The sequence below is a fragment of the Sphingobium trunci genome (genome assembly GCF_022664535.1).
In the GTDB taxonomy this organism is placed as follows: Bacteria; Pseudomonadota; Alphaproteobacteria; order Sphingomonadales; family Sphingomonadaceae; genus Sphingobium.
The window spans coordinates 1-17,394 of sequence record NZ_JAKUJY010000043.1 but is presented as its reverse complement, the minus strand read 5'-3'; the positions used below and the strand labels follow the sequence as shown (position 1 = coordinate 17,394).

Here is a 17,394-nt window from a genome sequence, read left to right as displayed (position 1 = left end):
ACGGGCATATATGGAGCGCCTCCCGAACCGTCAAACGCTTTTTGCAATTTTATTTCAGAATTTTTTGGGAGTTGCCCGCTAGAGCGATTCCACGGCCATGGACGGCCGGGTCATGGGAATGAAAATGGGTTTGCAGGACGCCGATGCAAATGATGCCGGTTTTGGCGCACGCATAAGGAGCGCGATCCTCTGGCGTTCGGGCAGCCAGATCGTGTCGCAGATGGTGAGCTGGGTGGTGACGCTGGCGGTGATCCGGCTGCTCGATCCCAGGGATTATGGCCTGTTCGCCATGACGCAGGTGATCCTGAACTTCGCGACCTTCCTCAACGGCTATGGGCTGGTGAGCGCGCTGGTGCAGTCGGATACGCTGGACCGGCACAGGTTACGGCAGGCTTTCGGCATCATGCTGCTGCTGAACGGCGGGCTGGCGCTGATGCAGCTCGCCATCGCGCCATGGGCCGCGGACTATTATGCCCAGCCCAAGGTCGCCGAGCTGCTGCGCGTGCAGGCGCTGCTCTATCTGTCCACCCCCTTCATCTCGATTCCCGAAGCGATCATGGGCCGGGCCATGGATTTCCGGCGGCCAGCGCTCGTCAATCTGGTGGCGGCCATGGCTTCGGCGGCCATGGCGCTGACCGGCGCGCTTTCCGGATGGGGCGTGTGGACATTGGTGTTCGCGCCGCTGGCCGGCTTCTGGGTCAAGGGCTTCGGCTATGTGCTGGCGACGGGGTTCAGGCCGGTTCCCAGCTTCGATTTTCGCGGCACCGGGGCGATGGTGGCCTATGGCGCGTCGCTGCTGGGCGGGCAGCTCTTCTGGATCGTGCAGAGCCAGGCGGATATCTTCATCGGCGGACGCGTGCTGGAGCCGCACGAGCTGGGTCTCTATGCCGAAGCGCTGTTCCTGACGCAGATCTTCGTCAGCAAATTCATTCCGCCGCTCAATGACGTCGCCTTTCCGGCCTATGCCCGCATGCAGAAGGACCCGGCGCGAATCGCCTGGTCCTTCTGCAAGGCGGTGCGGCTGCTGCTGCTGATATCCTGCCCGGTCTATCTGGGCATGGCGGTGACGGCCGGGCCGCTGGTCGAAACCCTGTTCGGCGCGAAATGGAGCGAGATGGCGCCCTTCGTGGCGATCCTCGCACTGGCGATGCCCTTCATGACGTTGCAGGTCATGTTCGCGCCGGTCAGCAATGCGTTGGGGCGGCCCGGCACCACGGCGCGCGTCTCCGGCGTGGGCGCCATTCTCATGCCCGCTGCCTTTCTGGTCGGGATTCGCTTCGGCGCGATCGGGTTGGCCTGGGCATGGCTGTGCGCCTTCCCGGTCCTGACCCTCATCACAGCCCGGCTGGCGGGCGCACCGATGGGCCTGCGGCTGGCCGACCTGATGCGTGCGGCGGCGCCGGGACTGGGCTGTTCCGTGCTGATGGCAGGCGCGGTGATGGCCGTCGACCGGATATTGCCGCCACTGGCCGCGCCGATCCGGCTGGGGATATTGGTGCCCACGGGGGGCGTCGCCTTCCTGGCCGCGCTCATGCTGTGCGCGCGGGGCACGCTGATGGAGCTGGTCGCGCTGGTCGTGCGGCGGGCGCCGCCGGTGCAGGCGCCCGCCTGACCGGTCAGGCGGTCTGGATATAATCGCGCAGCGCCGCCGCTTCCGATTCGATGGTGTCGATGCGGAACTTCACGAGATCGCCGATCGACACCAGCCCCAGCAACGTGCCGTCGACCACGACGGGCAAATGGCGGATGCGCCGCTTCGTCATCAGGGACAGGCAGTGGATGACGGGGGTGTGGCCATCGGTGGTGATGGCCGGACTCGTCATGAATTCGCCGACCGGCCGATCCAGCACGACCGGCCCCTGCCGCGCCACGCCATAGACCAGATCGCGTTCGGAGAAGATGCCGACCACCTTGCCGTCATCCACGATCGGCACGCAGCCGATCCTTCGTTCGGCCAGAAGCTGCACGACGGAAAGGACGCTGTCGCCCGATCGCGCCTGGACGACATCCTGTCCCTTGCGTTGCAGAATCGCTGCGATCGTCATGATCCGTCTCCTATCTGCGGAATAAGCTTTCCAGTCCCTTGATGATCCCACTTTCGCACCCCAAAGAAAAGGGATGACACGCAAGCAAGGCCTTGATGATCCACAAATTGCCCAGGTCGCCTGGCGGCGATTCCGGCGCATCATGCTGTGGATGGCCCTGGGCGGCGCGCTGTGCGTCGGGGCCGCGCTGATCTTCCTGCGCTGGTGGGCGGGGCCCATGCCGATCCACATGGTCATCGCGACCATATTGGGGGTCTGGTTGACCTTCATGCTCGGCACGGCTTTGATGGCGCTGGCCTTCCTGTCCAGCGGAACGGGCCATGACGAGCAGGTCATCGACCGGATGAAAGACGAGGCTTCCCTTGACGACTGAACAGCGAGGCGACGTGATATTGCGGGTCTGCCCCCGCATGGCGGACATCAACGCCAACGGGCATATTTTCGGCGGCTGGGTCTTGAGCCAGATGGATATTGCCGGAGGCATAGTGGCGGGACGGATCGCGCAGGGCCCTGTCGCCACCGTCGCGATCGAAGGCATGACCTTCATCACCCCCATCCTGCTGGGCGACATCGTGTCGGTCTATGCGCATGAGGAACGGCGCGGCCGCACGTCGGTGGCGATCCGGATCGACGTGGTGGCAACGCGCGGCATCAAGGAGGAGCAGATCGAACTGACCAGCGGCCTGTTCACCTTCGTGGCGCTGAACGAAAATCACCGGCCCCGGCCCTTGCCCTTGCCCTTGCCCTTGCCCTTTCCGGGCGACTGACCAGCCGCTGCGGACAGAGGAAAGGAAAAAGGGACGGCGCCATCGGCACCGTCCCTTTTTCATCGATTCACGAAAGCCCTGTCGGAAATTCGATCACTCGGCCGCTTCGGCTGCCGGACGGGCGCGACGGGTGCGCTTGCGCGGCGCTTCCTCGACCGTGTCCGGATCATTGTCGGCGCGGGCGATCGAGGGCGGCAGGACGGCCAGATCCAGACCCTGCTGCCCGTCTTCCTTCGCGGCAGCCGCCTTGCGCGGGCGGCCACGGCGGGCGCGGGGCGCCTCTGCCTCTGCCTGCGCTTCAGGAGCTTCCGCAACCGGAATCACCGGCTGCGGCGCAGCGGCTTCGGGCTGGAACTGTTCGGCCGCCTCTTCCGCCACCGGCCGTTCGCGACGGCGGTCATACCGTTCGTTGCGATCATTGCGGTCGCGGCGATTGCGATCGTTCCGGCCTTCGCGCTGCCCATCACGCTGGTCCCGGGGTTCATCGCGGTTCCGGTCGAAGCCCTGACGCTCATAGGGCTGATCGGCGCGGCCGTCCTCGTTCCCGTCTTCGCTCGCGTCGAATTCATCGAAATTCTCGTCGAAGCTGTCCTCGCGGGGGCGGAAGCGCTGTTGCTGCTCCTCCTGACGGGCGCGATTGTCGGCCAGTACGCGGAAATAATGGTCAGCAAACTGCAGATAATATTCCGCGTTCACCCGATCGCCAGCCATCTGCGCGTCGCGGGCCATATTCTTGTATTTTTCAAGAAGCTGGGCCGCGTTGCCGCGGGCGCGGTTGTCGATGCGGTTGCCATTATCACCACCGCCCCGATTGCCACCGTTGGGACGACCATTATTGTTCCGGCCGCGATTGCGACGGCCGGCCTGCCGGTTGTTGATCAAGAGCTGGTCCTTGCGTTCACTTTGCCATCATTCGCTGAAAACACTGTTCAGTCGCCATCCTTCAAAGGCTGGTCCGTCCGCCGGACCGGTACAGCTCCGCCGGACAAGGGCCAGTGAGGGCCCATGCCCTTACGCTGCCAGAGGCGCCTGCGCAGCAGCGCCGTCGTGACTTTGAAGGAGCGGGAAAACGGCCTTTTTCTCAGCTCAAGCCCATGGGGCAGATCCTCAGGATAGTGCCGTCCCTGCACCCCATGTAGTGGCTTCCATGCCATAAACCAAGCAATTTTCGCTTGTATCCACGCAAATCCGTCCTGCAGTCATGCCGGCCGAACCGGCGTCGCGACCAGGCAGCGGTCGTGCCCGGCAAGGTCATGCCGGAGCGAAACGCTAAATCCTTGATTCGCAAGCAGGGCGGAGACGCTCTCGCCCTGGTCATGGCCGATTTCGATCGCGGCCATCCCCCCCGGCGCGATCAGGCGCGGGAGCATGGGAGCGATGCGGCGATAGTCGTCGAGCCCATCCCGGCCCGAGAAAAGGGCGCTTTCGGGTTCGTGGAGGACATCGCCCGACAGCGCCGCGTCGCGCGCGATGTAGGGCGGGTTGACGAGGATGAGGTCGAACGGTCCCTCTATCCCTTCCGCCCAGTCGGCCACGCGGAAGTCCGCGCGATCGGCCAGTTCCAGTCGTTCGGCATTGCCCCTGGCGACCGCCAGGGCGGCGGGCGAGAGGTCGACCCCCAGCCCCCTCGCCCGTGGCCATTGGCTGAGCGCCGCCAGCAGCAGCGCGCCCGAACCGGTGCCGAGATCGAGGATGCGGCCGGGCGCCCTGGCCCCGAAATGATCGACCGCCGCCTCGATCAGCGTTTCGCTGTCGGGACGGGGAATGAGGACATCGGGCGTGACGGCCAGGCTGATGGTCCAGAAATCGCGAAAGCCGGTGATATAGGCGATGGGTTCGCCCTTCAGGCGCCGTTCGAGCAGGGCTGCGAAGCCGGGCGGGACGCTGAGGTCGCGCTGGCGCATCAGCAGGTCGTCGCGACCGGTCCCCAGCGCATGGGCGAGCAGCAGTTCGGCGTCGAGGCGCGGCGTGCCGCTGATCGTTTCCAGACGGGCGGCCGCTTCACGCAGCGCCTGCGCCACACTCACCCGACGCCGTCCAGTTGGGCAAGGCGGGCGGCTTCATCTTCGGCCACCAAGGCGTCGATGACTTCGGACAGCCCTGGTCCTTCGAGGATTTCGGGCAGGCGGTGCAGGGTGAGGTTGATGCGATGGTCGGTGACGCGGCCCTGGGGGAAATTATAGGTGCGGATGCGCTCCGAACGGTCGCCCGAGCCGACCATCGCCTTGCGCGCGCCGGCCTGCTCGCTCTGGGCGCGTTCGCGTTCGACTTCATAGATGCGGGCGCGCAGCACCTGCATCGCCTTCGCCTTGTTCTTGTGCTGCGAGCGTTCGTCTTGCTGCGTCACCACGATGCCGCTGGGCAGATGGGTGATGCGGACGGCGGAATCAGTGGTGTTGACATGCTGGCCGCCTGCCCCCGAAGCGCGGTAGATGTCGATCTTGAGGTCGCTGTCGGCGATCTGGACGTCCACTTCCTCCGGTTCGGGCAGCACGGCCACGGTCGCCGCCGACGTGTGGATGCGCCCGCCGCTTTCGGTGACGGGCACGCGCTGGACGCGGTGGACACCGCTTTCGAACTTGAGCTTCGCGAACACGCCGGTGCCGGTGACGCTGGCGACCACTTCCTTGTAGCCGCCGACTTCCGAGGCGTTGGCGGAGATGAGTTCCATCTTCCAGCCCTGCGCGTCGGCATAGCGCTGATACATGCGGAACAGGTCGCCCGCAAACAGGGCGGCTTCGTCGCCGCCGGTGCCCGCACGGATTTCCAGCATGGCCGGGCGAGCATCGGCGGCATCCTTGGGCAGCAGTTGCAGCGCGAGGGCGCGTTCGGCGCCGGGAAGCTGGCCCTTGATGAGCTGCATCTCCTCCTGCGCCATTTCGCGCATCAGCGGGTCGGCATCGGCATCCTCGCCGCCCGCCATATATTCGAGCGCGCTCAGTTCCTGGCGGAGACGGCGGACTTCATGGGCGGCCTTGGCCACCGGCTCGATCTCGGCATATTCCTTGGACAGCCGCACGAACTCGTCGGGCGCGAGATCGGCACGCGTCATTGACGCCTGCACCTCGTCCCGGCGCGCCTCGATCTGCGCGATGCGTTCGGCGGAGATGTGCATCAGAGGGTTGCCAGCTTCCCGATCAAGGCATCCAACGCCACCGGCTGCTGCTCACCCGTACGAAGGTTACGGACAGCCGCTTCGCCGCGCGCCAGTTCATCGTCACCCAGGATCACCGCCCAGACGGCACCCGACGCATTGGCGCGCTGCATCCGCTTCTTCATATTGCCGCGATAGCCCATGTCGCAGGCGACACCGGCGCGTCGCAGATCGGCGATGATGCCGGTGGCCTTGGCTTCGGCCGTTTCGCCCATCGGAATGACCGCGACTTTCGGACCGGCGATCTCCGGCATATCCACCAGCATCGCCAGCCGCTCGATCCCCGCCGCCCAGCCGACCGCCGGGGTCGAGGGGCCGCCGAGATTCTCGATAAGGCCGTCATAGCGCCCGCCGCCCAGCACCGTGCCCTGCGCGCCGAGCCGGTCGGTGATGAACTCGAACGCGGTGTGGCGATAATAGTCCAGGCCGCGCACCAGCCGGGCATTGCGCTCCCATGCCACGCCCGCCGCGTCGAGGCCCGCCGTCACCTTCTCGAAGAAACCGCGCGCCTCGTCCGTTAGATAAGCGTCGATATCCGGCGCGCTGTCCGCCACCGGGCGGTCGCGCGGATCCTTGCTGTCGAGGATGCGCAAGGGGTTGCGCTGCAAACGGTCGAGGCTTTCCTCCGAAAGCTGGTCGCGATGCGCCTCGAAATGGGCGATCAGCGCGGCGCGCCAGGCGTCGCGGCTCGGCCCATCGCCCAGCGTGTTGAGGTTGAGCGTCACGCCTTCCGACACGCCCAGTTCGCGCAGCAACTGGTCGGCAAGGACCAGCAACTCCACGTCGGCGCCCGGCTCGCCCGCGCCGATAATCTCCGCGTCGAGCTGGTGGAACTGGCGGAAGCGGCCCTTTTGCGGGCGCTCGTAACGGAACAGGGGGCCATGGGTCGCCACTTTGAGCGGCGCATATTGCTGCCAGCCCTCGGTGATATAGGCACGCGAAATGCCCGCAGTGAATTCGGGACGCAGGGTGATGCTGTCGCCGCCCCGATCATCGAACGTGTACATTTCCTTCGACACCACGTCCGTGCTTTCGCCCAGCGAACGGGCGAACACCGCCGTCGATTCAAAGACGGGCACCTCCACGCGCTGGAATCCGTAGAGTTTCCGCACGCGGTCGAAAGTCGCGACCACATGCGCGAAACGTTCCTGGAACGCTTCGTTCGTGCCGCCCAGCATGTCCTGCGTGCCGCGCACCGGGCGCGGCGTTTCGATCTTGGCCATGGGGGAGCGCCTTTAACGATAAAGAAGGCACAAGGAAACGCGCTTTTTTGTCCTTTGATACGGTAAATATCGTTGGGGGTGGACGAGAGGATATAGGCTCGCCATGCTGTTGTTATACGGTCGTCCGGCCGCACCCATTTTCGGAGATGCTCATGATCCGCAGCCTTGCTGCCGCCCTTATCCTTTCGACCGCCATGACAGGACCGCTGGTCGCGCAGGATGCGATCCGCTCCAGGCCCACGGCGCTGCCGGTCGACAATGCCGCCCCCATGCCCAAGGACATTCCCTATCCCGGCGGCACCATCAGGCTGGAGGTCGACGCCACCGATACGGTGCAGCGCATCTTCCGCGTCAAGGAAACCATCCCCGTCACGGGCAGCGGGCCGATGACGCTGCTGATGCCGCAATGGCTGCCGGGCAATCATGCGCCGCGCGGACAGATCGAGAAGCTGAACGGCCTGACATTCACCGCCGACGGCAAGCCGCTGGCGTGGAAGCGCGATCCGCTCAACGTCTATGGCTTCGTGATCGACGTGCCGCAGGGGACGAAACAGGTCGTGGCCAGCTTCCAGTTCCTCTCCGCCACCCAGCCCAATCAGGGCCGCGTCGTCGTGACGCCCAAGATGCTGAACATCCAGTGGGAGTCGGTGTCGCTCTATCCGGCGGGCTATTATACGCGCCAGATCCCGATCCAGGCGACCGTCACCTATCCCGACGGCTGGCAGGCGGCGACGGCGCTGCGGGGGAAGAAGACCGGATCGACCGTCGCCTACGAGGCGATCGACTATGAAGCCCTGCAGGATTCGCCGGTCTTCGCGGGCCTCTATTTCAAGCCGGTGGACCTCGGCCATAATGTGACACTCAACATCGTCGCCGACGATGCCGACGAACTGGACGCCAAGCCCGACCAGATCGCCAAGCACAAGAAGCTGGTCGATGAAGCGGGCGCGCTGTTCGGCACCTATCATTTCAACCATTATGACTTCCTGTTCGCCATCACCGACGAAATGGGCGGCATCGGCCTCGAACATCATCGCTCCTCCGAAAATCAGGTCGAGCCGGGCTATTTCAAGAAATGGGGCGATGGCGACGCGCTGCTGGACCGCAACCTGCTGCCGCACGAGTTCACCCATAGCTGGGACGGCAAGTTCCGCCGCCCCGACCTGTTGTGGACGCCCGATTTCAACGTGCCGATGCAGGACAATCTGCTCTGGGTCTATGAAGGGCAGACGCAATTCTGGGGCTATGTGCTGGGCGCGCGGTCGGGCCTTTTCACCAAGCAGGAAACGCTGGACGCCTATGCCCATATCGCCGCCAAGCTCGACACGACGCGGGGCCGCGAATGGCGCGCGATGGAGGATACCACCCACGACCCGATCATCTCCGCCCGGCGGCCCAAGGGCTGGACGAGCTGGCAGCGGTCCGAGGATTATTATAATGAAGGCCTGATGATCTGGCTGGAGGCGGACGCGATCATCCGCCAGCAAACCAAGGGCGCCAAGGGCCTGGATGATTTCGCCCAGGCCTTTTTCGGCATCAATCCGGGCGATTGGGGGCAGGTCGTCTATAATCGCGGCGACGTGATCAAGACGCTGAACGCGGTCGCGCCCTATGACTGGGCCGGCTTCTTCCAGAAATATGTCGACAGCACGACCCGGGAAACGCCCAAGGGCGGCTTCACGCTGGGCGGCTACAAACTGGTCTATGGCGATACGCCGGGCGCCATCACCAAGGCGGCCGAGGGGGCGAACAAATTCACCGACCAGAGCTTCGGCATCGGCATGGTCGTCAAGAATGACGGCGAGATTGCCAACGTCGTCTGGGACAGCCCGGCCTTCAAGGCAGGCCTCGCCATCGGCTCCAAGATCGTGGCGATCAATGGCGACGAATATTCGGGCGAGGTGTTCAAGGCCGCCATCAAGAGCGGAAAGCCGCTCCAGATCATCCTGAAGCAGGATAAATACTACCGCACTTTGACCCTCGCTTATTCGGGCGGGCTGCGCTATCCGCGCCTCGAAAAGACAGGAGAGGGTGAAGGCAGCCTGGACCGGCTGCTGAAACCGAAAACATAATCGCCCGCAAAGACCAACGCGTTTACAAAGGCTTGAAGTCCATGAATATCGAACTGATCCCGGTCGGCGACGATCCGCCCAACAGCCTGAATGTCATCATCGAGGTGCCCGTTGGCGGCGAGCCGGTAAAATATGAGTTCGACAAGGCTTCGGGCGCCCTGTTCGTGGACCGCATCCTGCACACGCCGATGCGCTATCCGGCCAATTACGGCTTCGTGCCGCACACGCTGTCGCCCGACGGCGATCCGCTGGACGCGCTGGTCATTGCCCGATCGCCCTTCGTGCCGGGTTCGGTCGTGCGCGCCCGCCCGATCGCGGTGCTGAACCTGGAAGATGAGGCCGGTGGCGACGAAAAGCTGGTCTGCGTGCCGGACAACAAGACCTTCCCCTATTATCATAATGTAGGCGAGAAGGACGACCTGCCCGGCATCGTGATGGAGCAGATCGAGCATTTCTTCACCCACTACAAGGATCTGGAAAAGCAGAAGTGGGTCCGCATCGGCACCTGGGGCGGCGCGGAAGATGCGCGCCGCATCACGCTGGAGGCGATCGCGCGCTACAAGGCCAGCAAGCAGGCCGCCTGAGGTCCAGCTTCATGCCGACTAAAAAGGCCGCATGGACAGTGCCATGCGGCCTTTTTCATGAAATGCGCGGGTTCAGCGCGGCGGGGCCGGCGGCATTGCCTGATCGTCGCGCGATCCGCCGCAGCCGTTCAGCGTGCCTTCCCCGAAGGCCAGCGCCACCCGGTCGGACCAGACGGAGTCGCTCATGCCGTCGCTGCACGGCCCCTCGGTCACGGTCATGGAAAAAGCGTCGCCGACATAGCGGATGGCCCGCCTGTCGTCATGGCGGGTCACCGCATAGTGGACCGGCGGCTTGTCCGGCCGTTCCAGCGTGGCGACCGATCCCTTCACCGTCACCGCCCAGAAGGGTTCGGTGCCGACGGCGCGGTAGCGATCGTCGCCTTCGCGATTCGGCGCGGGGACAGGCATGGCTGGCGAGGCAATTGTTTCAGCGGGTTCCGCCGCATTTTCCGCCACCTGACTCACGGCGGGATTCTGAATGACGATCGGCGCCGAGGCATGGGGCTGGGTGCCGTTGCCGGCAGCCGCTTCCTTCTCGTCACCACAGCCCGCCATGGTCAGCAAAAGGACCAGCGGTAGAGCGCGTATCATGGTCCGGCATCCCGGCCGCGCCGGAAACAGGTCTCGGCATGGTCGTCGACCATCCCGACGGCCTGCATCCACGCATAGACGATGGTTGGCCCGACGAACTTGAATCCGCGCTTTTTGAGATCCCTCGAAATCGCGTCCGACAGGTCGGTCCTGGCCGGAACATGCACCCCGTCATTCCGGATCGGCGTGCCGTCGACAAAGCCCCAGGCATAGGCGGAAAAATCCTCGCCCCGCTCGCGCATCTCGCAAAAGATGCGGGCGCCGCGGATGGTCGCCTCGATCTTCGCCCGCGCCCGGACGATGCCCGGATCGGCCATCAGCCGCTCGACATCCGTTTCGCCGAAGGCCGCCACCTGGTCGGGATCGAACCCGGCGAAGGCGGCGCGGAATCCCTCGCGCTTGCGCAATATGGTGATCCAGCTCAGGCCCGCCTGGAACCCCTCCAGCATCAGCGTTTCCCAGAGCATTCGCGAATCGCGCTCCGGCACGCCCCATTCCTCGTCATGATACCGGCAGTAGAGCGGGTCGGTCCCGGCCCAGCCGCAACGGACCCGCTCCATGGATCAGACGTCCAGATTGGCGACGTTCAGCGCATTGTCCTGGATGAATTCGCGCCGCGGTTCGACCACATCGCCCATCAGGCGGGTGAAGATCTCGTCGGCAACGTCCGCCTGCTCGACCTCGACCCGCAGCATGGAGCGATTGTCCGGGTCCAGCGTGGTTTCCCAGAGCTGCTCCGCATTCATCTCGCCCAGGCCCTTGTAGCGCTGGATCGCCAGCCCCTTGCGTCCGGCGGCAAGGATGGCCTCCAGCAGTTCGCTCGGCCGGGTGACGACGACCGCACCCTTGGCCACGACCGGCAGGTCATCCTCGCCCGCCTCCTCGGCCGCCGCGGCGGCCTTGGCCGTGACGAGGCGGCTGGCGCTGCCATAGCTGTCCGCTTCCTCCGCGGCGATGGCGTGCAGCTTGCGCGCCTCGGCCGATCCGATGAAGCCCGCCTCGATCATGTGATGGTCGGTGACGCCGCGCCACAACCGCTCGAAATGGAAGCCGCCTTCCTCCGCGATCCGGCCGCTCCAGCTTCCTTCCTCATCCTGCGTATCCATCCACTGGACCGTGGCTACCAGCCGCTGGGCCTGCGCCTCATGGCCGAGTTCCGGATCGAGCGCGCCGTTGATCGCCAGCGCCTCTATGATCGCGGGATTGTAGCGGCGCGGCACATAGCGCATGACCGCGCGCATCCGCCGGCCATGTTCGATCAGGTGGCGCAGATCCTCGCCCGAACGCATGCCGCCCGTCGTTTCCAGCGCCATGGAATCGACGCCATTGTCGACCAGATATTGCTCTAGCGCCGCCTCGTTCTTGAGATAGACCTCCGACCGGCCGCGCGTCGCCTTGTAGAGCGGCGGCTGGGCGATATAGAGATGCCCAGCCTCGATGATCTGCGGCATCTGGCGATAGAAGAAGGTCAGCAGTAGCGTGCGGATATGCGCGCCGTCGACGTCGGCGTCGGTCATGATGACGATCTTGTGGTAGCGCAGCTTTTCCAGGTTGAAGTCGTCGCGAATGCCGGTGCCCATCGCCTGAATGAGGGTGCCCACTTCCTTGGACGACAGCATCCGGTCGAAGCGGGCACGCTCGACGTTCAATATCTTGCCCTTGAGCGGCAGGATGGCCTGATTGTGCCGGTTGCGCCCCTGCTTGGCCGAACCGCCCGCCGAGTCACCCTCGACCAGGAAAAGCTCGGACTTGGCGGGGTCGCGCTCCTGACAGTCGGCCAGCTTGCCGGGCAGCGAGGCGATGTCCATCACCCCCTTGCGCCGGGTGAGTTCGCGCGCCTTCTTCGCGGCCTCGCGGGCGGCGGCGGCGTCGATCACCTTCTGCACGATCATGCGGCCATGCTGGGGGTTCTCCTCCAGCCATTCGGCCATCTTGTCGGCCATCAGGCTTTCGAGCGGCTGGCGCACCTCGGAGCTGACCAGCTTGTCCTTGGTCTGCGAAGAAAATTTGGGATCGGGCAGCTTCACCGACACGATGGCGGTCAGGCCTTCGCGCATATCCTCGCCGGTGAGCGAGACCTTTTCCTTCTTCAGCAGCCCCGACTTGTCCGCATAATTGTTGAGCGTCCGCGTCAGCGCCGCGCGGAAGGCGGCAAGGTGCGTGCCGCCGTCGCGCTGCGGGATGTTGTTCGTGAAGCAGAGGACATTCTCATAATAGCTATCGTTCCACTCCAGCGCGACGTCGATGGTGACATCGTCGCGGCTGCCCGAGATCGCGATCGGATCGGGCATCAGCGGCTGCTTGTTGCGGTCCAGCCACTTCACGAAGGCCGCGATGCCGCCTTCGTAGAACAGCTCTATTTCCTTCTTTTCCTCATGCCGCGCATCGGCCAGGAACAGCCGGACGCCCGAATTGAGGAAGGCGAGCTCGCGATAGCGATGCTCCAGCTTCTCGAAATCGAACTCGGTGTGGTTCTTGAAAGTGCCGCCGTCGCCGGGCACCTTCTCGGTCGAGGGGAGGAAGGTGACGCGGGTGCCCTTTTTCCCTTCGGGCGCATCGCCGATGACCTTCAGCGGCGCCACGGCATCGCCATAGGCAAAGCGCATATAATGCTCCTTGCCGTCGCGCCAGATGTTGAGGTCCAGATATTCGCTGAGCGCGTTCACCACGGAGACGCCCACGCCGTGCAGGCCGCCCGACACCTTGTAGGCATTGTCGTCGGACGTGTTCTCGAACTTGCCGCCCGCGTGGAGCTGGGTCATGATGACCTCGGCCGCCGACACGCCCTCTTCCTTGTGGATGTCGGTCGGGATGCCGCGGCCATTATCCTCCACGCTGACCGAGCCGTCGGGGTTGAGCGTGATGAGGATGCGATCGCAATGCCCGGCCAGCGCCTCGTCGATCGCATTGTCCGAAACCTCGAACACCATATGGTGCAAACCCGAACCGTCGTCGGTGTCGCCGATATACATGCCAGGGCGCTTGCGCACGGCATCCAGCCCCTTGAGGACCTTGATGCTGTCGGCGCCGTAGGAGTTGCTGTTGGGGCTGTTCTGGATTTCCTCGCTCATGCACCAGCATATAGGGAAGGCGCCCGAGAAACTAAAGCAAAACATGCCGTCTTCCGCCTGCCGGGCGCACGGTCTATCAGGCATTCATGCGCGCCCTTCTCGTCCTGACCCTGATGCTTGCCGCCTGCTCGAAAAGCAGCGACGTGCTGGAGGATTTGCCCAACAGTTCGCTGGCGGGGGCGCCGCGCGACGATGTGCCGGAAACCCGGCTGGAATCGAGCCTTACCCGCCCGGTGACGATCGGGGAGGATGGTCCGCGCCTCGACGCGTGCGCCGCCATGGGGCAGGCGATGCGGGTGGGGGCGAAGGGACTGGCGGTGCGCGCCGCGCCCTTTGCCGACGCGAAGGAAACCGCCCGCATGGCCGAGGGCAGCCGCGCGTGGGTATGCACGCGCAGCCTTGACCAGAAATGGCTGGGGATCGTGATCGCCCCTGATCCTTCGCCGGACAATGCAGCCCAACCGGCCGATTGCGGCGTGTCCGATCCGGTGGATCGCAAGCAGCCCTATGAGGGGCCATGCCTGTCCGGCTGGGTGTCGAGCGCCTCGATCCGCCTGATCGCCGGTTAGGGCGTAAACTCATCCATGGCACGTTCGAGGTTTGAAGCAAAAAGGCCCGGCACAAGGAGAGAGGGCGCAGGAATATGTCAATATTTCGAGCCCTCTCGACGCCGTGAGGGGCCTTTTTGGTCAAATCCGCAGGACGCCCAAATGGCTTCCATCTCGAACCGAAATGCGCTTGCAAAGGTGTATAGCCTTCGCGGCACGCATTTCGGCCCGATATGTTCGCCATTTTGGCGCCTCGAACGCGCCATGGATGAGTTTACGCCCTAGATGCCGCCCAGATAATCGAGCTTGCCGATCGGCACGCCCGCCTGCCGCAGCAGCGCATAGGCGGTCGTCACATGGAAATAGAAATTGGGCAGCGCAAAGCCCAGCGCATGGTCCCGGCCGGTGAAGGGGAAATCACCGCTCGGCGTCTTGAGCACGACCTGCGCATCCTCGCGCCCGTCAATCCGCTCGCGGGGAACCGATTCCAGGAAGGCGATGGTCCTGGCGATCCGATCCTGCAACTCGGCGAAGCTCTGCTCGGTGTCGGCGATGGGGAACGGATCGAGCGCGCCGATGCGGATGACGCTGCCCTTGGCGCTGTCGCAGGCGAACTGGACCTGCGCGGTCAGCGGGGCCATGTCTTCGGCCAGCCTGGCGCCGGTCAGCGTCAGCGGATCGATGCCCTTCTCCCGGGCATGGGCAGCGCCCTTTTCCAGTATCGCGGACAGGTTGCGCAGGCCGCGGATAAAAATGGGAACGGTCAGGTCATAAAGTTGGGTGGCCACCAGGCTCTCCTCCTATCGTGCCGAAAGGGCGCCATAGATATGACGGCGGCGGCCGCTGTCGATACCCTGCCGAAATAAAAGGACCGGCCGGTCCGGTTTCAGACCGGCCGGTCAGGGGGGCCAACGGGTCAGGCGAGCGCCGGGCGCCGGCGTGGAGCCATGGTGAAGAAGGGCAGCGCGTGATGGACGATCCAGCCGATCGTCGCTGCGTAGAGCAAAGTCCCAGGCCCGACCGTGCCGCCCAGTAGCCAGCCGATCGCCAGTACGGCGGTCTCTATGCCCGTCCGCACCCATTTGACCGGCAGGCCGGTGCGGCGGCAAAATCCGGTCATCAACCCGTCGCGCGGACCCGGTCCGAGACCGGCGCCGATATAGGCGCCCCCGGCGATGCCGTTGAGGACGATCCCCGTCACCAGCCAGGCGAAACGCATCGCATAACCCTCCGGCGTGGGCAGGATCAGCAGGCTGAGATCCACCGCCGTCCCGATCACCAGGATATTGCAGACCGTGCCGATGCCGGGGCGCTGGCGCAGCGGCCACCAGAGCAGCAGAACGGCCGCGCCGATCAGATTGACCGTCATGCCGAAGCTCAAGCCCAGGCGGGGGGCCAGCCCCTGATGCAGCACATCCCAGGGGTCCAGCCCCAGATTGGCGCGCAGCATCAGCGCCATGGCGAAACCATAAAGGCCAAGGCCCCAGAAGAGCTGGAAAAGGCGGCGGTGCATCATCATGGCTGGAGCAATCGGCCGAAATGGCCTTTTACAAAACAGCCATTATCGACTAAGTGGCCTCTCCATTCGGTAAATTGGAACTTATGGCCATGTCCACTTCTCTCCTACGGCCCCCATCTCTGCTACGCCTGCTGGGCGCTTGGCGCGCCGAGGACAGCGCCGAGCCTGCCTATCGCCAATTGGCCCAGGCGCTGCGGATGCTGGTGCTGGACGGAAGGATCGGCCTCAATGTCCGGCTGCCGGGCGAGCGGGAACTGGCCGCCGCGCTGGGGCTTAGCCGCACGACCATCGCGGCGGCCTTCGACCGGCTGCGGGACGAGGGCTATCTTGAAAGCCGGCAGGGTTCGGGCAGCGTCACCCGACTGCCGCCCGGCCGGATCGAGCAGGACGTGCCGGAGATCGATACCGCCAATCACGGCAATATCCTCAACTGGACCCATGCCGCGCTGCCTGCGGCGCCGGGCGTAGGGCGCGCCTATCAGGCGGCGGTGGAAACCTTGCCCGCCTATCTGGGCGAACTGGGCTACGACCCGCTGGGTCTGGCACCGCTGCGCCGATCGATCGCGGCCTATTATGAGCGGCGCGGTTGCCCGACCAGTCCGGACCAGATCATCGTCACAAACGGCGCGCAGCAGGGCTTTTCGCTGCTGCTGCAATGGCTGGCGGGGCCGGGCGACCGGGCGGTGATCGATCACCCCACCTATCATAACGCGATCCAGGCGTTGCAGCGCGCCCATGTCGTACCGGTGCCGGTCGGCCTGCCCGCGCAGGGATGGGATATCGACGCGATGGAGGCGGCCTTCCGCCAGACCAGCCCGCGCTTTGCCTATATCATCGCCGATTTTCACAATCCCACCGGACGCAGCATGGACCCGGCGACCCGCCGTGCTTTGGTCGCCGCCGCGACGCGCAGCCACACCCCGCTCATCATCGACGAGACGATGGCGCAGATGGGGCTCGATAACATGCCGCCGCCGCCGGTGGCGGTGCATGATCCGTCCGGGCGTCAGGTGATCAGCCTGGGGTCGGCGAGCAAGATCTTCTGGGGCGGCCTGCGCGTCGGATGGATCCGCGCCGATGCGCAGACCATTGCCGCGCTGGGCCGGTTGCGCACGACCATGGACATGGCCAGCCCGGTGATCGAGCAGCTTGCGGTGGCGCAACTCATCGACAGCGACGAAGGGCTGGGGCCGCGGGCGGACATGCTGCGCGGGCGGCGGGATCACCTGCTGGGGCTGATCGAGCGGCACCTGCCGCACTGGCGCGTCGAATCCCCGGCGGGCGGCCTGTCGCTCTGGGCGGAACTGCCGCGCGCCGAAGCGACGGCGCTGGCCGCGCTGGCGGAAAGCCATGGCGTGCGCGTCGCGCCGGGGCCGCGCTTCGGGGTGAGCGGCGCGTTCGAGCGGTTCCTGCGCCTGCCCTTCACCTTGTCGGAGGAGCAATTGACGGCCGGGGTGGAACGGCTGATCGAGGCCGATGCGCGGCTCCATGCCCGGATGCCGCGCGGGCGCGATTCGCTGGCCGCGGCGCTGGAGGCGGATCGGCTGATCTGAGGCGGAATTTTCGTCCAGCCGGTTTGGCCATGTTCCCCCTGTAGGATCTGGGTGACATAAGTGACACGATAGAGGCGCGGGAAAGCGTCGTTTCCGCGCCTGGCTTGCCACAGATTATGTCAAATTTTCAAAGAGCCGGCTGAAGTTTAGTGCGGAGGGGGGACTGTAGGACAGCGGAAAATGGCCCGGCGGGTTTGGCCAGTTTCGAAGTTTCCACGTCGTCATCCCGGACTTGATCGGGGATGACGAAGACCGGGACGGCTGCAA

17 protein-coding genes are annotated in these 17,394 nt (G+C 65.0%); 7 read left to right on the top strand and 10 right to left on the bottom strand.

Translation table 11 applies throughout. The features are described 5' to 3' along the window. Positions 1-124 precede the first annotated feature (124 nt). The gene (locus MJ601_RS21240) at positions 125-1,612 is read left to right on the top strand and encodes a lipopolysaccharide biosynthesis protein (protein WP_242130391.1); all 1,488 of its coding nucleotides are present in this window, start codon (positions 125-127) and stop codon (positions 1,610-1,612) included. 4 nt (positions 1,613-1,616) lie between these two features. On the opposite strand, the gene MJ601_RS21235 is transcribed toward MJ601_RS21240, so the two are convergent. Beyond that, a complete protein-coding gene (locus MJ601_RS21235) occupies positions 1,617-2,045 on the bottom strand; it encodes a CBS domain-containing protein (RefSeq protein ID WP_242130390.1) in 429 nt (142 codons plus the stop codon). Positions 2,046-2,118: 73 nt separating this feature from the next. Between MJ601_RS21235 and MJ601_RS21230 the strand changes: the two genes are divergently transcribed. Together MJ601_RS21230 and MJ601_RS21225 are read left to right on the top strand one after the other, a co-directional pair. Beyond that, on the top strand, positions 2,119-2,418 hold the full coding sequence (locus MJ601_RS21230; RefSeq protein ID WP_242130389.1) for a hypothetical protein: 300 nt from the start codon (positions 2,119-2,121) through the stop codon (positions 2,416-2,418). A 37-nt stretch (positions 2,419-2,455) separates the two neighbouring features. Beyond that, positions 2,456-2,812 carry an acyl-CoA thioesterase gene (locus MJ601_RS21225; RefSeq protein ID WP_242130393.1) on the top strand — a complete coding sequence of 119 codons (357 nt, stop codon included), beginning with the start codon at positions 2,456-2,458 and terminating at the stop codon, positions 2,810-2,812. Between the two features lie 93 nt (positions 2,813-2,905). Here the strand turns inward: MJ601_RS21225 and MJ601_RS21220 are convergent, their stop codons facing one another. The 4 genes from MJ601_RS21220 to hisS all read right to left on the bottom strand — a co-directional run bounded on the left by MJ601_RS21220 (position 2,906) and on the right by hisS (position 7,189). Further along, entirely contained in the window at positions 2,906-3,694 is a 789-nt protein-coding gene (locus MJ601_RS21220) for a DUF4167 domain-containing protein (RefSeq protein ID WP_242130388.1), read from the bottom strand. Positions 3,695-4,011: 317 nt separating this feature from the next. Beyond that, a complete protein-coding gene (prmC, locus tag MJ601_RS21215; RefSeq protein WP_242130387.1) occupies positions 4,012-4,839 on the bottom strand; it encodes a peptide chain release factor N(5)-glutamine methyltransferase in 828 nt (275 codons plus the stop codon). Continuing rightward, positions 4,836-5,927, bottom strand: a complete 1,092-nt coding sequence (prfA, locus tag MJ601_RS21210) for a peptide chain release factor 1 (RefSeq protein WP_491572942.1) — start codon at positions 5,925-5,927, stop codon at positions 4,836-4,838. The genes prmC and prfA overlap by 4 nt, the downstream gene beginning before the upstream one ends. Next, the gene (hisS, locus tag MJ601_RS21205; RefSeq protein ID WP_242130386.1) at positions 5,927-7,189 is read right to left on the bottom strand and encodes a histidine--tRNA ligase; all 1,263 of its coding nucleotides are present in this window, start codon (positions 7,187-7,189) and stop codon (positions 5,927-5,929) included. The genes prfA and hisS overlap by 1 nt, the downstream gene beginning before the upstream one ends. 152 nt (positions 7,190-7,341) lie before the next feature. Here hisS and MJ601_RS21200 point away from each other — a divergent pair, with 152 nt between their 5' ends. Both MJ601_RS21200 and ppa read left to right on the top strand, forming a co-directional pair. Next, on the top strand, positions 7,342-9,261 hold the full coding sequence (locus MJ601_RS21200; RefSeq protein ID WP_242130385.1) for a M61 family metallopeptidase: 1,920 nt from the start codon (positions 7,342-7,344) through the stop codon (positions 9,259-9,261). 41 nt (positions 9,262-9,302) lie between these two features. After that, positions 9,303-9,845, top strand: coding sequence for an inorganic diphosphatase (gene ppa / locus MJ601_RS21195; protein ID WP_242130384.1), 543 nt, complete (start codon positions 9,303-9,305; stop codon positions 9,843-9,845). Positions 9,846-9,917: 72 nt separating this feature from the next. Here the strand turns inward: ppa and MJ601_RS21190 are convergent, their stop codons facing one another. Genes MJ601_RS21190 through gyrB form a run of 3 tightly spaced genes read right to left on the bottom strand, consistent with a single transcriptional unit; the run spans position 9,918 to position 13,507 of the window. Next, positions 9,918-10,436: a COG3650 family protein gene (locus tag MJ601_RS21190; protein ID WP_242130383.1), complete on the bottom strand. Its 519-nt coding sequence runs from the start codon at positions 10,434-10,436 to the stop codon at positions 9,918-9,920. Beyond that, positions 10,433-10,996: a DNA-3-methyladenine glycosylase I gene (locus MJ601_RS21185; RefSeq protein ID WP_242130382.1), complete on the bottom strand. Its 564-nt coding sequence runs from the start codon at positions 10,994-10,996 to the stop codon at positions 10,433-10,435. The genes MJ601_RS21190 and MJ601_RS21185 overlap by 4 nt, the downstream gene beginning before the upstream one ends. A 3-nt stretch (positions 10,997-10,999) precedes the next feature. Further along, complete coding sequence (gene gyrB / locus MJ601_RS21180) at positions 11,000-13,507, bottom strand: DNA topoisomerase (ATP-hydrolyzing) subunit B (RefSeq protein WP_242130381.1); 2,508 nt, start codon at positions 13,505-13,507, stop codon at positions 11,000-11,002. Positions 13,508-13,593: 86 nt separating this feature from the next. Between gyrB and MJ601_RS21175 the strand changes: the two genes are divergently transcribed. Continuing rightward, positions 13,594-14,076 carry a hypothetical protein gene (locus tag MJ601_RS21175; protein ID WP_242130380.1) on the top strand — a complete coding sequence of 161 codons (483 nt, stop codon included), beginning with the start codon at positions 13,594-13,596 and terminating at the stop codon, positions 14,074-14,076. 260 nt (positions 14,077-14,336) lie between these two features. On the opposite strand, the gene MJ601_RS21170 is transcribed toward MJ601_RS21175, so the two are convergent. Both MJ601_RS21170 and yczE read right to left on the bottom strand, forming a co-directional pair. Beyond that, positions 14,337-14,843 (bottom strand): DUF1993 domain-containing protein, encoded by a 507-nt coding sequence (locus MJ601_RS21170; protein WP_242130379.1) that lies wholly within the window; start codon positions 14,841-14,843, stop codon positions 14,337-14,339. 128 nt (positions 14,844-14,971) lie between these two features. Next, the gene (gene yczE / locus MJ601_RS21165; RefSeq protein ID WP_242130378.1) at positions 14,972-15,574 is read right to left on the bottom strand and encodes a membrane protein YczE; all 603 of its coding nucleotides are present in this window, start codon (positions 15,572-15,574) and stop codon (positions 14,972-14,974) included. 89 nt (positions 15,575-15,663) lie between these two features. On the opposite strand from yczE, the gene yczR reads away from it, so the two are divergent. Then, positions 15,664-17,127 carry a MocR-like transcription factor YczR gene (gene yczR, locus MJ601_RS21160; RefSeq protein ID WP_242130377.1) on the top strand — a complete coding sequence of 488 codons (1,464 nt, stop codon included), beginning with the start codon at positions 15,664-15,666 and terminating at the stop codon, positions 17,125-17,127. Positions 17,128-17,394 lie beyond the last annotated feature (267 nt).

Bases quoted from the DNA above. Each gene is read 5' to 3' on its own strand.
- MJ601_RS21240 (WP_242130391.1), top strand. From the start codon at position 125: ATGGGTTTGCAGGACGCCGATGCAAATGATGCCGGTTTTGGCGCACGC.
- MJ601_RS21235 (WP_242130390.1), bottom strand. From the start codon at position 2,045: ATGACGATCGCAGCGATTCTGCAACGCAAGGGACAGGATGTCGTCCAG.
- MJ601_RS21230 (WP_242130389.1), top strand. From the start codon at position 2,119: ATGACACGCAAGCAAGGCCTTGATGATCCACAAATTGCCCAGGTCGCC.
- MJ601_RS21225 (WP_242130393.1), top strand. From the start codon at position 2,456: ATGGCGGACATCAACGCCAACGGGCATATTTTCGGCGGCTGGGTCTTG.
- prfA (WP_491572942.1), bottom strand. From the start codon at position 5,927: ATGCACATCTCCGCCGAACGCATCGCGCAGATCGAGGCGCGCCGGGAC.
- hisS (WP_242130386.1), bottom strand. From the start codon at position 7,189: ATGGCCAAGATCGAAACGCCGCGCCCGGTGCGCGGCACGCAGGACATG.
- MJ601_RS21200 (WP_242130385.1), top strand. From the start codon at position 7,342: ATGATCCGCAGCCTTGCTGCCGCCCTTATCCTTTCGACCGCCATGACA.
- ppa (WP_242130384.1), top strand. From the start codon at position 9,303: ATGAATATCGAACTGATCCCGGTCGGCGACGATCCGCCCAACAGCCTG.
- MJ601_RS21190 (WP_242130383.1), bottom strand. From the start codon at position 10,436: ATGATACGCGCTCTACCGCTGGTCCTTTTGCTGACCATGGCGGGCTGT.
- MJ601_RS21185 (WP_242130382.1), bottom strand. From the start codon at position 10,996: ATGGAGCGGGTCCGTTGCGGCTGGGCCGGGACCGACCCGCTCTACTGC.
- gyrB (WP_242130381.1), bottom strand. From the start codon at position 13,507: ATGAGCGAGGAAATCCAGAACAGCCCCAACAGCAACTCCTACGGCGCC.
- MJ601_RS21175 (WP_242130380.1), top strand. From the start codon at position 13,594: ATGCGCGCCCTTCTCGTCCTGACCCTGATGCTTGCCGCCTGCTCGAAA.
- yczE (WP_242130378.1), bottom strand. From the start codon at position 15,574: ATGATGATGCACCGCCGCCTTTTCCAGCTCTTCTGGGGCCTTGGCCTT.
- yczR (WP_242130377.1), top strand. From the start codon at position 15,664: ATGTCCACTTCTCTCCTACGGCCCCCATCTCTGCTACGCCTGCTGGGC.